Origin of the sequence: Arthrobacter sp. N199823 (assembly GCF_002929705.1) — a bacterium.
In the GTDB taxonomy this organism is placed as follows: domain Bacteria; phylum Actinomycetota; class Actinomycetes; order Actinomycetales; family Micrococcaceae; genus Specibacter.
The window spans coordinates 82427-97424 of record NZ_PJIN01000002.1 but is presented as its reverse complement, the minus strand read 5'-3'; the positions used below and the strand labels follow the sequence as shown (position 1 = coordinate 97424).

The window sequence follows — 14998 nt, the reverse complement described above, 5'->3', positions numbered from 1 at the left end:
CCGCAGCTGGTGCCCTGACGAACGTTCGCTGGAAGGTTGCTGTGAAGCCTCATCAGCTTCCATTATCTCCCCCGCTGGCAGCGACGTCATTATCCGCACAGCGAAATACCTGCTCAGGAAACCCCGCCCAATCAAAACCGCACCATAGTATCGTGTGTGTATTAGGCCCGATTCACGAGAATGGTCCAGCAGTGGTCCCACACCTAAGGTGAGCGATGTTTGCACGGTTGAAGGTATTTCCCCCGGTTCTGGCGGCCCTAGCGCTGATGGCCCTCCTGCTCTTTCCAGCCGGCGCTGCTCAAGCCGAACCGCCAGTGACCATTCCCGGCGGCACCTACATTGTTGACAACGCCAATGTGCTGGGGGGCCAAAAAGCCGACGTCCAAAAGGCGATCGACGAGCTCAAACAAGAACACGGGATCACGCTGTATGTGGTCTATGTGAATTCTTTTGACGGAGTGAATCCCTATGAATGGGGAACAGAGACGGCAACCCAAAAGCAGTTCGGCAAGTACGATTCGCTGCTGGCTGTGGCCGTCCAAGACCGGAAATACGCCTTGGTTGCCGACATCTCGGTGATCAGCCAGGCCAAAAATGACAACATTCAGAAGAGTGCGCTCACACCCCAGCTGGGCAAGTCTGCCTGGGCCCAGGCGGCCATTGACACCGCTGCCGCCCTAGGTGACGCCGCCGGCGGAGGCAAGGGCAACGTGCCCGATCCCACGGGAGGGTTCGTGGCGCTGGGTGTAGGCGGCGTCGTCGTGGTTGGCGGTGCCGGAACTGCACTGTACCTGCGCAACAAGCGTAAGAAGGGAGTGGCAGAGGCCACAGCCAAGGGCTACGGTCCCGACGGAAAACCGCTGGATCCCAATGCTGGCATGACCATCCCGGAGCTGCGGTCCAAGGCCGGTTCGCTGTTGATAGCCGCCGATGATGCGATCAAGACCAGCGAACACGAGATTGGCTTTGCTCAGGCGTCCTACGGCGATGAGGCGGTCAAGCAATTCCAGGCCGCACTGAGCAGCGCAAAAACACACCTGTCCGAATCCTTCAAGCTCCAGCAACAGCTCGATGACGAAATTCCTGACACCATTGAAGAACAGCGTTCCTGGCTCGGTGAAATCATCAAACGCAGCGAGGACGCCAATGCCGCGCTGGATGCTGAAAAGGCCGCCTTCGACGAACTGCGTGAATTGGAGCGGACCGCTCCGCAGGTTCTTGCCAGCATCCGAACCCAGGCTGCACAAGCACGGACATCGGTAGCCGACGCCGAGCAAAAGCTGGCCGGGATGACCGCCCAGTACTCGGACGCGGCCCTAGCCCCAGTGCACGACAACGTGGCAGAGGCTAAGGAACGCCTGGACTTCGTGGACACGGCAGCTACTGAAGCAGACACGAAGCTGGGCGCCTCAGACACTGCCGGGGCTGCTGTTGCCGTCAAGGCCGCCGAAGAAAGCTTGCTGCAGTCCGCCGTCCTCTTGGACGCCATTGCCACCACCGAAAAAACTTTTCACGACGCCGCGCAGACGCTTCAGACGGCTCTTCCGTCCGCTCTGGCCGATCTGCAGCAGGCCAAGTCCATGGTGGCTTCATCCCAGTTTGCCCGCTACGCACCCACTGTTGCGGCCGCGGAAGCAACACTGAACGACGTGCGCATGAACGCTGCCTCCGGCAAGCCGGATCCAGTGGCGCAGCTCGCTGCGGTTCAGGGCGCCCACAGCCAGCTCGATGAACTGTTGACAGGTATCCGTGACCAGCAGCAACAGGCGCTGCGCGCACAGGCCGCACTGCAACAGGCTTTCGCCGGTGCGCAGGCCAACATTGCCACGGCCAAGGACTTCATTGCAGCCCGCCGTGGCGGCGTTGGATCCGCGGCTAGGACCCGCTTATCCGAGGCCGAGCGCAACTTCGACTACGCCGTGAGTATCTCCGAATCAGACCCCACTAACGCCCTGATCTACGCACAACAGGCGCAGGACTTGGCCAAGCAGGCCATCGCGTATGCACAGAACGACGTCGATAGCTTCGGCGGTGGCGGAGGTTACGGCGGAGGTGGCCGCAGTTCCATGGGCGGTGGCATGGGCGGCGCCATACTCGGTGGCATTATTGGCGGGCTCATCTCCGGAGGTGGCGGCGGCGGATTTGGCGGAGGTGGCGGCGGAGGCGGCGGCTTCGGTGGAGGCGGCGGGGGTGGCGGAGGCGGCGGCTTCGGCGGCGGAGGCGGCAACTTCTAGGTCCACCGACCCGGCCGTTAAGGCGCAAGCCACGGCGTGAGGCTGCGGGAGGCACCCAAGGAGGATCCGGCGTCGTACGTCATGGCATTGCACCGGGCGGGCACCTAAGGCAAGAATGGGAACAGCTCACCCAGACTCCCATCAGGTGGAGCGTTCCGGGCACGCAAATTCAACATTTTGTTCGTATCAACAAGCAAAAAATAAGGGGAAAAGAATGGTAAAGCAGTCAATTTTCGGCCGGATCGCGCAGTTGGCTAAGGCCAATATCAATGCGCTGTTGGATCAGGCCGAGGACCCGCAGAAGATGCTTGACCAGATGGTGCGCGATTACAAGGCCAACATTCAGGAGGCCGAAGGCGCTGTCGCCCAGACCATCGGTAACCTGCGCATGCTCGAGGACGATTACAACGAGGATGTGAAGAACGCGCAGGATTGGGGTTCCAAGGCCCTCGCCGCGAGCCGCAAGGCCGATGAATTCCGTGGCGCTGGCAACGACGCCGATGCGCAGAAATTCGACAACTTGGCCAAGGTCGCACTGCAGCGCCAGATGACCTCGGAAAGCGAAGCCAAGTCTGCTCAGCCAAACATTGCGGCTCAGAACGAAGTCGTTGACAAGCTCAAGACCGGCCTGCAGCAGATGAATGGCAAGCTCACCGAACTCGCCAACAAGCGCAATGAGCTGATCGCACGCTCCAAGACTGCCGCCGCGCAGACTCAGGTCCACGACGCCCTCAAGAGCATCGACATCATGGATCCGACCAGCGAGGTCAGCCGTTTCGAAGAGAAGATCCGGCGCGAAGAAGCCAAGGTTCGTGGCCAGAGTGAGCTGGCCGCCTCCAGCTTGGATGCCCAGTTCAACTCCCTCGAGGACTTGGGCGAGCAGACTGAGATTGAGGCACGTCTGGCTGCCCTGAAGGCCGGCAACTCCCCCGCTCCGGCCGCCATTACTGCTCCGGATCATGTTGACGAGGCAGATTTCGACAAGTTGTAAGCCGTTGACGGCTGCTTAGCGTTCTTTGCAGCTGTACCAAGCTCACACAAAGAGGGTGCATCATCGTTCAGCGATGATGCACCCTCTTTTGTTGTTCTGCTTTTGTTGTTCTGCTGCCGCGTGCTGCCTACATTTGGGTAAAAGCTGCCACGGCAGGATCGGCACCAATACGGCCACCGTCTTCCAGCGCTGAAATCCGCTGCAAATCAGCGTCGCTGAGCTGAATCTGGGCTGCCGCGAGGTTCTCCTGCATGCGCTTAGGCGTGACAGTCTTGGGGATCACGATGTTCCCCGTTCCCAGATGCCAGGCGAGCACCACCTGAGCCGGGGTGGCGCCATAGCTGGCGGCCAGCTCGGAGATAACGGCGTTGTCCAAGTCCTTGCCCTGCCCCAGCGGGCTGTACGCTTCCACAGCAATGCCGTGGCTCCGGCTCTTCTGTGCCAGCTCACGCTGCTGGAAAGATGGGTGCGCTTCGATCTGGTTTACGGCAGGAATCACTGTGGACTTACTCAAGAGCTCATCCAGGTGCGGGGCCAAGAAGTTGGAAACACCAATGGCACGGATCAACCCCTCGGCGTAGAGGGACTCCATGTCCTTCCAAGCCTGGGTGAACAACCCCTGCGACGGCACCGGCCAGTGAATCAGGTACAGGTCAATCCAGTCAACGCCCAGCGCCTTGCGGCTCGCTTCAAAGGCGGCACGGGTGCTGCCCTGTTCGCCATTGCGCAGCTTGGTGGTGATAAACAGGTCTTCGCGGGCCAGCCCGGATTCTGCAATGGCAGCTCCCACTCCGGATTCATTACGGTAAGCTGCGGCCGTATCAATGTGGCGGTAGCCCGTGGCCAGCGCCTCTGTGACGGCTACACGGGTTTCTTCTGGCGGGATCTGGAAGACCCCGAATCCCAGCTGCGGGATGGTGACCCCATTGTTCAAAGTCAGCTCCGGAACGGCCGCTGCTGCGGTATTCACATCAGTCACGAAAAATCATTCCTTTCAGTGTGTCCGTCTCCACAGATGGTCTCTTGGGACGGTTGCCTCCAGCCTAAGCGCGAACCGGAACGCGGTGAAGCATCCTGAGCCGCTCAAGGTGTTTGAAACGATCCTAGGATCAGCAGTCCTACCTTCGCACTAGGCTCGCCCACGGCTCCGGGGCAGAATGGGAGCCATGGGTCAAAGTATTGAATTCGGTAGCTTCCTCTCAGCTATGCGGTCCCGGTTGGCGCCCGGGCCGGAAGCTGCCCTCACCACTCGAAGGGTTCCCGGATTACGCCGGGAGGAAGTGGCGCAGCGTGCTGGCGTCTCCACTGACTACTACATCAGGCTGGAGCAGGGCCGTAACATTCACCCCTCCCGGTCGGTATTAGCGGCTGTGGCCCGCGCATTGCAACTCAATGACTCTGAATCTGCCCATATGTACGATCTCCTGGAAAACTGTGGCGGGCAGGCAAGTAGCCCGCCTGTTGCCCAGCGGGTGCGGGCCGCCATGCGTCAGCTACTGGACGCGGTGGGCGAGGTACCCGCCGTCGTCCTTGGCAGAAGGACAGACGTCCTGGCCAGCAACCGCATGGCCCGGCTGCTCTTTGCCGACTTCCCTGCCATGACCCGCGAACAACGCAATTACACGCGCTGGATCATGCTCGATCCGGAAGCCCGCGTATTGTTCCGGGACTGGCATGGTGCGGCCTCAGACGCGGTGGCGGCCTTGCGTGCCGATATTGGCCGACATCCCGGCGACCCTGCGGCCACCGCTCTTGTGGGCGAACTCGCCGTCAATAGCGAGGAGTTCCGGCAGTGGTGGGCGCGGCACACAGTGGCCCAGAGAGCCTCGGGCACCTTGGCGCTGCACCATAGCGTGGTGGGTGATCTTTCGCTGGATTTTGAACATCTGATCCTCCCTGACGACACCGATCAAAGCCTGCGAATCTACACGGCCAAGAACGGCTCACCCTCCCAAGACGCCCTTAAATTGCTGTCCTCCTGGGCGGGCGGCTCCGAATCTACTCAACAAGTTTCCACTTCTTCCGAAGGAACCACATGAGCATGTTGTACACCCACTTGGGCCGCAGCGGTCTGTCCGTTTCCACCCTTTGCCTTGGCACCATGAATTTTGGCCCGCACACCGATGAGGCCGATGCCTTCAGGATCATGGATCAGGCCCACGAGGCCGGGCTGAACTTCTTTGACACGGCCAATGGTTACGGCGGCAATGACCGCCGGGGCTGGACCGAGGAAATTATTGGCCGCTGGATCGCCCAGGGTGGCGGACGGCGTGAGCGGACCGTGCTGGCCACCAAGGTCTACGCCAATATGACCGAATGGCCCAATGATTCGAAGCTGTCAGCACTGAACATCCGCCGCTCCCTGGACGCGAGTCTCAAACGGCTGCAAACCGACTACATCGATCTGTACCAGTTCCATCATGTGGACCGGGACACCCCGTGGGATGAGATCTGGCAGGCCATCGACGTCGCCGTGCAGCAGGGCAAGATCCTGTACGCCGGCAGCTCCAACTTTGCCGGCTGGCACATTGCCGCCGCGCAGGAGGCGGCAGCGCGCCGCCCCGTCACCGGGCTGGTCAGTGAGCAGTCCATCTACAGCCTGCTGGAGCGCAGCGTTGAACGCGAAGTCATTCCCGCCGCCGAACACTACGGACTAGGTCTGCTCCCCTGGTCGCCGTTGCATGGCGGGCTGCTCGGCGGTGTGCTGCAAAAGCAGAACGACGGCGTCCGCAGGCTTGAAGGCCGCGCTGCCGAGGCGTTGGCCACGCACCATGACGCCATTGCCGCCTTTGAATCCTTCGCTGCGGAATTGGGGCATGCCCCCGGCGATGTGGCGCTAGCGTGGCTCATCCATCAACCGGCCGTGACGGCACCCATCATAGGACCGCGCACCTCGGCCCAGCTCGAGGCGGGCCTGCGCGCTGTGAATCTTTCGCTGGACGCCGACGCGTTAGCTACCCTCGATAAGATCTTCCCCGGTCCGAAGACTGCCCCGGAAGACTACGCCTGGTGAGCGGCTTCAACGACGGCGTTGGTCAGGGATTGCACCTCCGCCAAGACGCACCTGGGGGCCTGGCCGATTCATCCTCCGAGGCCCAAAGGCTGGAAGAAGTTGCCGGACTTTGGCGGCTCCCGGCGCTGCGGGTTTTGTTCATGGGCGGAACGGGCACCATCAGCACGGCGGCAGTAGCGCGGGCCGCGGCTCTGGGGTACACCGTGACGGTGCTGAACCGAGCGGCGAGTTCCGTGCGGCAAGTACCCTCCGGCGTCGAACATCTTGTGGCTGATGTCAGGGACCCAGCCGCCGTTGCTACAGCCTTGGGCACGCGAACCTTCGATGTTGTTGCAGACTTCCTCACGTTTACGCCGGAGCATGCCCACGCCGCCGTGGAACTTTTCCGTGGCCGCACGGAGCAATACCTGTTCATCAGTTCGGCCTCGGTGTACCAGAAGCCGCCGGCGCGCTTGCCCATCACGGAGTCCACACCGCTGCGGAATCCGTTCTGGAAGTATTCGCGGGACAAAATCGCCTGTGAGGATATTTTCACGCAGGCTTTCCGGGAGGACGGATTCCCTGTCACCATTGTTCGCCCGTCCCACACCTATGATCACACCGGGCTGCCGCTGCTGTTCGGCTGGACCGATGTGCACCGCATGCGGGCCGGGCTGCCGGTGGTGGTGCACGGCGACGGGACCTCGTTGTGGACGCTGACGCACACCAACGATTTCGCTGTGGGATTCGTGGGGCTATTCGGGCTCCCTGTCTCGGGTGAGGCCTTCACCATCACTTCCGACGACGTTCTGCCGTGGGATGCCGTGTACCGCAGCGTTGCCGCGGCGGCCGGGGTGCCCGATCCCGTGCTGGTGCATGTGGCGAGCGAGAAAATCGCCGCCATAGCTCCGGACCTGGGCCCCGGACTGCTGGGCGATAAAGCCCACTCGGTCATTTTCGATAACTCCCGGATCAAGTCACTGGTGCCAGCGTTTGGCACCTCCATCCGTTTCGCGGATGCGGCCCACGCGACTCTGGCGTGGCTCGTTGACCATCCGCAGGCGCGCGTGGTGAATCCGGAGCATATGGCACTCTCGGATCGTTTGACTTCCCTCTAACCAGCAGTAACTCAACGGGTATTTGCGGGGTAACTATTGCTTTCATTCCGCATATGAGGATTAGACTGCGAATATGACACTTATTCGCGTTTCAGAGGCAGCCCGTTTTTTGGGCGTGAGCGACGATACCGTTCGGCGCTGGCTGGATAACGGCACCCTGGGCGGACAGAAGGACCAGCAGGGGAAACTGGTCATCGACGGGATTGAGCTGGCTGCCCTGGCCAAGTCGCAATCGATGCTGCCAGAGGACCCCACGGGTGTTGGCAGCTCAGCCCGGAACCGCTTCGTTGGGCTCGTCACCAACGTCATCATGGATAAGGTCATGGCCCAAGTGGAGCTCCAATGCGGACCGTTCCGTGTGGTGTCCCTGATGAGCAGTGAGGCGGTGCGGGAGCTAAGACTTGAGGCCGGTTCCGTGGCAACCGCCGTCGTCAAATCAACCAACGTCATCATCGAAGTTCCGAACGGCGGAAAATCCTCATGAGACTCGCCGTCAAAAAACTTTCAGCCCTGGCCGCGGCCGCGATTCTCACCGTGTCGCTGGCATCGTGCGCTACCGCCAGCGACACCACCTCAAGACCAGCAGCAACAGCACCAGCCGCTGCCCCGGAGTTGTCGGGCACCTTGAGCGTGTTCGCGGCCGCATCGCTGAAGAAGACCTTTACGGATCTGGCCACAGCATTCGAGGCCGCCCACCCTAAGGTAAAAGTGTCACTGAGTTTTGATGGTTCATCGACGCTGGTCACCCAAATCACCCAGGGCGCCCCGGCAGATGTTTTTGCCTCAGCCGATACCAAGAATATGACCAAGCTCAGCGACGCCAAGATGGCAGCCGGAGAACCCGTTGACTTTGCCACCAACGTTTTGACGCTGATTGTCCCACCCAACAATCCGGCCAACATTGCCAGCTTTGCTGATGCCGCCAAGCCCGGCACCAAACTTGTGATCTGTGCCGCGCAGGTCCCGTGCGGTGCCGCTGCACTCTCGGATGCAAAGAACGCGGGCCTGACCCTGGCACCTGTCAGTGAAGAGCTGAACGTCACCAGCGTGCTTGGCAAGGTCACCTCCGGAGAAGCCGATGCCGGACTGGTCTATGTCACCGATGCCAAGCCAGCAGGCACGGCGGTCAAGGAAGTTCCCCTCAAGCTCGCTACGCCAACTGTCAACGAGTACCCCATTGTCGCCGTCGAAGGATCAAAGCAGCAGGAGCTTGCCCAGGCATTCATCGCACTGGTGACGGCTCCGCAAGGACAGAAAGTCCTCCAGGATGCAGGTTTTGGCACCCCGTAACAGTCCCCGCCGATTCGGGGAGCCGTGGCAGTTCCAGGCGGTTCCGCGATGGATCTACCTACTTGCCGGCGTGGGTGCGCTGTTCATTTTGCTGCCCCTTTTCGGCATGGTCGCTCAGGTGGACTGGGCTGCGTTCATCCCCCTCATCAGCTCGGAATCTTCCATTGCTGCGCTGGGCCTGAGCCTTAGAACAGCCACGGCCAGCACCTTACTGTGCATCATTTTTGGCATCCCGCTGGCCTTGGTGCTGGCCCGGGCGCGCTTTCGCGGCCAGGGTGTTTTGCGTGCGCTGATCCTATTGCCGTTGGTGGTGCCACCGGTGGTGGGCGGATTGGCCCTGCTTTACACTTTTGGCCGCGTTGCTTGGATTGGCCAGACGTTCAGTACTTTTGGCATCGACATTGCGTTTTCCACAACTGCCGTGGTGATGGCTCAGGCGTTTGTGGCACTGCCTTTTTTGGTGCTCAGCCTTGAGGGTTCGTTGCGGACAGCCGGGCAAAAGTACGAGGCCGTTGCCGCCACTCTGGGCGCCCGCCCGTCGACAGTGCTGCGGCGCATCACGCTGCCCCTCGTGCTGCCCGGTCTGGTCTCGGGAGCGGTGCTGGCGTTCGCTCGGAGCCTGGGCGAATTTGGTGCCACACTCACCTTCGCCGGAAGCCTTCAAGGCGTCACCCGCACTCTGCCGCTGGAAATTTACCTTCAGCGCGAGACAGACCCCGATGCCGCCGTGGCCCTCTCCTTCCTCCTGATTGCCGTCTCCTTGGTGGTGGTGCTGCTCGCGTACCGAACTCCCCGTTCACCCCTTCGGGTACTTGTCCGCGGATCCGCCCCTCCCCAGGACGTGCTGCCATGACGCTGGAGCTGACTATGACCATCGGCGCCCGTCACCTGGAGCTCGCCTTGAGTGTTGGCTCCACCGAAACCGTCGCGCTCATGGGAGCCAACGGCGCTGGGAAGTCTTCTGTGCTGCAGGCCCTGTCCGGACTGGTGAAGCCCGACGCCGGTCACGCCACCTTGGGTGGGAGGCCCCTGTTCCGCTTGGGTACTGGCAGTTCTGCGCGAACTTCCGGCACCGGCGATACTGGCAGCGCTTGGCTGCCGCCACATCAACGCGGCATTGGCACGCTGGCCCAGGAACCCCTGCTGTTTCCGCACCTGAGCGTCTTGGACAATGTGGCGTTCGGGCCGCGCAGCGCAGGCGCCACGAAAGCTGCGGCCGCGACAACGGCATGGCAGTGGCTGCGGGAGGTGGACGCCGGCGATCTCGCACAACGGAAACCCGCGCAGCTCTCGGGCGGACAGGCGCAACGTGTGGCACTGGCCCGCGCACTGGCCACCGATCCGGAACTGCTCCTGCTCGATGAGCCCATGGCTGCCCTGGATGTCAACACCACGCCGTTTCTGCGCAGCCTGCTCAAACGGGTTTTGGCAGGCCGGCGCGCCATCATCGTCACCCACGACGTCCTCGACGCACTCATGCTCGCGGACAGGATCATTGTCATGGAGCACGGCCGGATCGTGGAAGCAGGCCCCACCGCCGCGGTGTTGACCCACCCGCGAAGCGCCTTCGCGGCCTCCTTGGCTGGGCTCAATGTTCTTTCGGGTTCCCTGTCCGGATCCACTCTCTTAATGCCCGACGGCGTCAAAGTGGCAGGGCGCCCCGCCGGAGGACCCGGCGCACAAGCACCTCATGCTGCCCCAGAACCACTGGCCGAGGGTGGGCCGGAAGGCATGGCCGCGTTCGCGCCGTCGTCCGTATCCGTGTTCTTATCGCCACCGGCAGGAAGCCCACGCAACTGTTTCCAGGTGCGAGTCACCGAGCTCGAGCCTCACGGCGGCCATATCCGGGTCCGGGCGTCAGGACTTGCTGCGGATGTCTCCCCCGCCGCCATCGCGGAATTGGGTCTGGAGCCGGGAACCGAGGTGTTCTTCGTGGTCAAGGCCGCCGAAGTGGTGCTGTACCCGGCCTAAGAGTCCGCAGCTCCTGCGCCAAAAAGATACCCCTTTAGGACGACTGAAACTTAAATTCACTCGTCCCATATGATGATTTACCCGTTCGAGCTGGCACTAAGAAGTTCATCTGTGCGTAAATATTATTGGAATAGTTTCGATATTCAATTCACATTGATGCGCAGCGTTCATACTTCATGTCAATTGAAAATGATTCTCGTAAAAATTCTGTACGCGGTGGCCGATGCCACAACGAATCTACAGATGGATAAGAATGAGAAAGTTTCTAAAAATTGCGGTCAAGGTGATCGCCACTTTTGTGGCCGTGGTCATTGCCACTCTGGCGACAACTACTATCGTCAATGCCAGCGCAAGTAGGTCCGAAGCCAGCAAGATCAAAAGCTATGGCCAGCGGGTTTCCGTAGATGACAAAAACATGAATGTCCTGATTCAGGGAGATGGCGCCGAAACTGTGGTGCTGCTACCAGGGTTCGGAACCGCTGCCCCCGCTCTCGATTTCACACCCCTCATCGCTGAACTGGCACCGCATTACAGGGTAGTGGTGGTTGAACCCTTCGGATATGGGCTCAGCGACACCACGGACAAGCCCAGAACAACGCAGAATATCACCACGGAAATTCACACGGCCTTGTCAAAGCTGAACATTAGTCGCTATGCCCTGATGGGCCATTCGATCGCAGGCATCTATGCGCTTGACTACGCCAACAGATATCGAGGGGAACTAACATCGTTCGTCGGTATCGACAGCAGCGTCCCGACCCAGCCAGGCATGGATGAAGCACTCCCCATCGCCGCAATGACGGCCGCCAAAAAGCTTGGGCTGACCCGGGTAGCGGCGGCTCTGGCCGGCGACCCCTATGCCGGATTGCCCTATGACGATGACACAAAGGAGCAAATGAAGCTGCTGTCCTTGAAAAACTCCATGTCCGTCACGTATTCAAATGAAATGGAGCACTTCACCAGCAATTTCATGGCCGGCCGTGCACAGTCGTTCCCGCGCGATCTTCCCGTCCTTGAGTTTGTCCAAAACAACAACACCGACGTCGAGGGTTGGCTGGCATTGCATGAGGAACAAGTGGCCAGTGTGAATATCGGGGAATTGGTGCAGTTGGATGCCACTCATTATTTGCATCACACAAAATCCAAGGAAATCGCCGAGCATTTCACCCAATTCATGACCTCAGTAAGCGAGCACCAGGAATAGAATTTTGTCGGGGAAACGAAAAACCCCCGGCCGTCTGGCCGAGGGTTTTCCTCATCATAGTTGCGGGGACAGGATTTGAACCTGTGACCTCCGGGTTATGAGCCCGGCGAGCTACCGAACTGCTCCACCCCGCGTTGCGTCCTCAACAGTACATGCCTTTCGGCGAATCACCAACTCGAGAGGCTCCTCGGGGCAAAATTCTTGGCCGAGTGTTCAGATAATGTACGTTTGGCCCCGAAAATGGCCTCAAACCGTACATTATCTGAACACTCGAGCCAGCCAGAAGTGAGCAGAACCACTTTTAGCGGTGTTCGAAGTTGGCCGCGCGCTTTTCCGTGAAGGCTGCCATGCCCTCTTTTTGGTCCTGAGTGGCGAAACAGGCGAAAATGGAGCGCCGTTCCATACGGACTCCCTCGGCCAAGGTGGTTTCGAAGGCTGCGTTGACAGCCTCTTTGGCAATCATGGCCACGGGCTTGGACATGGATGCGATGGTCTGGGCCGTAGCCAAGGCCTCCTCCAAGAGTGAATCCACTGACACAACCCGCGCCACGAGTCCGGCCTGCTCTGCTTCCACGGCGCCCATGACCCGGCCCGTCAAAATCATTTCCATGGCCTTTGCCTTGCCAATGGCCCGGGTCAGTCGCTGCGATCCACCCATGCCCGGGATGACGCCGAGCTTGATTTCAGGCTGCCCAAACTTGGCATTGTCGGCGGCAATGATGAAATCGGCAATCATGGCCAACTCGCATCCACCGCCCAACGCGTGGCCCGCCACGGCGGCAATGATGGGAGTGCGAACCCGGGCCAGCTCATCCCAGGCCGAGAACCAGTTGCTCAGGTACATCTCCACTGAGGACTTCTCCGCCATCTCCTTGATATCTGCCCCGGCGGCGAAGGCCCGTGAGGAACCGGTAATGACGATGGCTCCGACCCCAAGATCGGCGTCAAAGGCCTGCGCCGCGGTGAGGATTTCCCGCCCCATGGCATCATTCAAGGCATTCAAGGCCTCGGGCCGATTGAGCGTAATAAGACCCACTCGGCCGCGTTGTTCGGTCAGGATGAGGGAAGGCTGCGTCATAAGAACAAGTTCCGTTCGGTTCAAGGTCGGTGAAGTGATCTAGTCGGTTTCAGGGTGGTCCGAGGCTGCCCTGATGCTGTTGATGATGCCGGAAAAATCGGTGCCAGCGCCCCCATCCAGGGCAAACTCACGGAAAATTTCCTCGGCGGATCGGCCCAACACGGCATCCACCCCGGTGGCATTGAGCGCTTCCACCGCCAGTCCCAGGTCCTTGGCCATCAGTGCTCCGGCAAATCCGGGAACGTAATCGCGGTTGGCCGGGCTGGTGGGTACCGGGCCAGGAACCGGACAGTTGGTGGTCAGCGCCCAGCACTGGCCGGAGGCGTTGGCGGCCACGTCGTACAGCGCCTGATGCGTCAGTCCCAGCTTTTCACCGAGGACAAAGGCCTCGCTGACGGCAATCATGGACACGCCCAGGATCATGTTGTTGCAGACCTTGGCTGCCTGTCCGGAGCCTGGCCCGCCGCAGTGCACGATCCGCCGCCCCATGACCTCAAAGAGGGGAGCCGCCGCGGCAAAGTCTTCCTCGGAGCCGCCCACCATGAACGTCAAGGTGCCTCCTTCGGCCCCCACGACGCCGCCGGATACGGGAGCATCCAGACCGCGGTGACCACCTGAAACAACCATCTCGTGAGCCGTGCGGGCATCCTCCACAGAGATGGTGGAGCATTCCAAGAACAGAGCCCCGGGCTTGGCGGCGGCCAGCAGTCCGCCGCCGGGCCCGTCGCCCTCAAACGCGGCAAAGACATGTTTGCCGGCGGGCAGCATCGTGATGATGACATCGGCACCAAGCGCCGCAGCGGCCGAGGATTCGGCCACCACCACCCCGGCCGCAGCCGCAGCCTCCAGCGCAGCCGGCACCACATCGAACCCTGTCACGGAGTATCCGGCGGACACCAGGTTCGCCGCCATGGGTCCGCCCATGTGACCCAGCCCAATGAAGGCAATCCCCATGAAGTCATTGGAGCTCTCTTGGGCATCCTGCCGGTCCGAATTTTCGTATTTCATGGTCAGCTCCCCTTCGCAGTTGTTTGCGGTGCCGTGTTGCTTGGTACGCTCTCGTCAGTTGCCGTCGCGTCAGGTGCGCTCAGTCCCAACTCCAGCGCCCCCACATCAGCAAAGGCACCTGCCACCACGCCCGCATCAACATCAGCCAGTGCCACCGGTGACCATGCGGGGTTCCTGTCCTTATCCACCAGCTGAGCCCGGATCCCTTCGGCAAAATCCGGCCAGCGCAGCGCCCGCAGCGAGACCCGGAATTCTTGGTTCAGCGCCTCCTCCAGCGAGCCCGCCAGCCGCGCCCGCCGTAGCGCGGCCAAGGTCACGCTTACGGCCGTGGGCGACTTGGCGGCGATAGTCTCCGCAGCCGCCGAAGCCGCGGGGTGGCCCATGGAGGCCAATCGCTCAAGGATGGTCCCGGCGTCGTCCGGGGCATAGGCCTCATCGATCCACCAGCGCTCCCGGGCCAATGCGGATTCCGGCGGAACCTGCCCATAACGTCCGACGACGGCACTCGCCCCCCGCTCGGCAAGCTCGGCTATCAGCGTGGGCAGGATGGCGGAGTCGACGAAGTGGCTGGCCAGGCCCATGAGAATCGCATCAGCCCCGCTGACCATGGTGCCTGTCAGGGCCGCGTGGAGGCCCAACTCCCCGGGAGCGTGTGCAAGCAGCCAAGTGCCGCCCACGTCCGGGACGAATCCGATCCCTGTTTCCGGCATGCCGATCCGGGAGCGTTCGCTCACAATCCGGTGCGAGGCGTGCGCGGAAATTCCCACACCGCCGCCCAGAACCACTCCGTCCATGAGCGTGACAATGGGTTTGGAATAGCGGGCAATCCGGGCATTGAGATGGTACTCATCGCGCCAGAACGTCTCGCTTTCGGAACCTCCGCTGCGGGCATCGTGGTAGATGGTGACGATGTCTCCGCCCGCACACAGGCCCCGCTCACCGGCGCCGGAGATGAGAACTGTTGCGACGCCGGGATCCGCTTCCCACTCATCCAGCGCAGCGGCAATGGTGCGGACCATGCCGTGGTTGAGTGCGTTGATGGCCACCGGCCGGTTCAGGACCAGGTGCCCCAGCTGGCCGGTGCGCTCCACGAGAACATCGTTGTTTTCCAT

At 61.3% G+C, this 14998-nt stretch carries 14 protein-coding genes and 1 tRNA gene; 10 read left to right on the top strand and 5 right to left on the bottom strand.

Annotated elements, in window-relative coordinates:
* The first annotated feature begins 215 nt into the window (after positions 1-215).
* On the top strand, positions 216-2234 hold the full coding sequence (locus CXQ93_RS04410) for a TPM domain-containing protein (RefSeq protein ID WP_104109288.1): 2019 nt from the start codon (positions 216-218) through the stop codon (positions 2232-2234).
* Between the two features lie 214 nt (positions 2235-2448).
* Complete coding sequence (locus CXQ93_RS04405) at positions 2449-3225, top strand: PspA/IM30 family protein (RefSeq protein WP_104109287.1); 777 nt, start codon at positions 2449-2451, stop codon at positions 3223-3225.
* Positions 3226-3352: 127 nt separating this feature from the next.
* Here the strand turns inward: CXQ93_RS04405 and CXQ93_RS04400 are convergent, their stop codons facing one another.
* Positions 3353-4204: an aldo/keto reductase gene (locus CXQ93_RS04400; RefSeq protein ID WP_258068588.1), complete on the bottom strand. Its 852-nt coding sequence runs from the start codon at positions 4202-4204 to the stop codon at positions 3353-3355.
* Positions 4205-4391: 187 nt separating this feature from the next.
* Between CXQ93_RS04400 and CXQ93_RS04395 the strand changes: the two genes are divergently transcribed.
* The 8 genes from CXQ93_RS04395 (at position 4392) to CXQ93_RS04360 (ending at position 11800) form a co-directional block, all read left to right on the top strand.
* Positions 4392-5264 carry a helix-turn-helix domain-containing protein gene (locus tag CXQ93_RS04395; protein ID WP_104109286.1) on the top strand — a complete coding sequence of 291 codons (873 nt, stop codon included), beginning with the start codon at positions 4392-4394 and terminating at the stop codon, positions 5262-5264.
* Between the two features lie 2 nt (positions 5265-5266).
* Positions 5267-6238, top strand: coding sequence for an aldo/keto reductase (locus CXQ93_RS04390; protein WP_104109285.1), 972 nt, complete (start codon positions 5267-5269; stop codon positions 6236-6238).
* Positions 6239-6378: 140 nt separating this feature from the next.
* Entirely contained in the window at positions 6379-7335 is a 957-nt protein-coding gene (locus tag CXQ93_RS04385; protein ID WP_104109713.1) for an NAD-dependent epimerase/dehydratase family protein, read from the top strand.
* Between the two features lie 73 nt (positions 7336-7408).
* Positions 7409-7819 (top strand): molybdopterin-binding protein, encoded by a 411-nt coding sequence (locus CXQ93_RS04380; RefSeq protein ID WP_104109284.1) that lies wholly within the window; start codon positions 7409-7411, stop codon positions 7817-7819.
* Positions 7816-8625 (top strand): molybdate ABC transporter substrate-binding protein, encoded by an 810-nt coding sequence (gene modA, locus CXQ93_RS04375; RefSeq protein ID WP_104109283.1) that lies wholly within the window; start codon positions 7816-7818, stop codon positions 8623-8625. The genes CXQ93_RS04380 and modA overlap by 4 nt, the downstream gene beginning before the upstream one ends.
* Positions 8612-9478: an ABC transporter permease gene (locus CXQ93_RS04370; protein ID WP_258068587.1), complete on the top strand. Its 867-nt coding sequence runs from the start codon at positions 8612-8614 to the stop codon at positions 9476-9478. Before modA ends, CXQ93_RS04370 begins: the two co-directional genes overlap by 14 nt.
* Positions 9475-10596 (top strand): sulfate/molybdate ABC transporter ATP-binding protein, encoded by a 1122-nt coding sequence (locus CXQ93_RS04365; RefSeq protein WP_104109281.1) that lies wholly within the window; start codon positions 9475-9477, stop codon positions 10594-10596. The genes CXQ93_RS04370 and CXQ93_RS04365 overlap by 4 nt, the downstream gene beginning before the upstream one ends.
* A gap of 253 nt (positions 10597-10849) precedes the next feature.
* The gene (locus CXQ93_RS04360; protein ID WP_219817326.1) at positions 10850-11800 is read left to right on the top strand and encodes an alpha/beta fold hydrolase; all 951 of its coding nucleotides are present in this window, start codon (positions 10850-10852) and stop codon (positions 11798-11800) included.
* A 60-nt stretch (positions 11801-11860) separates the two neighbouring features.
* Here the strand turns inward: CXQ93_RS04360 and CXQ93_RS04355 are convergent.
* The 4 genes from CXQ93_RS04355 to CXQ93_RS04340 form a co-directional block, all read right to left on the bottom strand.
* Positions 11861-11934 (bottom strand) — tRNA-Met (locus CXQ93_RS04355).
* 167 nt (positions 11935-12101) lie between these two features.
* The gene (locus CXQ93_RS04350) at positions 12102-12878 is read right to left on the bottom strand and encodes an enoyl-CoA hydratase (protein ID WP_104109279.1); all 777 of its coding nucleotides are present in this window, start codon (positions 12876-12878) and stop codon (positions 12102-12104) included.
* 39 nt (positions 12879-12917) lie between these two features.
* Positions 12918-13886: a 3-hydroxyisobutyrate dehydrogenase gene (gene mmsB / locus CXQ93_RS04345; protein ID WP_258068586.1), complete on the bottom strand. Its 969-nt coding sequence runs from the start codon at positions 13884-13886 to the stop codon at positions 12918-12920.
* Positions 13887-13888: 2 nt separating this feature from the next.
* Entirely contained in the window at positions 13889-14998 is a 1110-nt protein-coding gene (locus CXQ93_RS04340) for an enoyl-CoA hydratase/isomerase family protein (RefSeq protein WP_104109278.1), read from the bottom strand.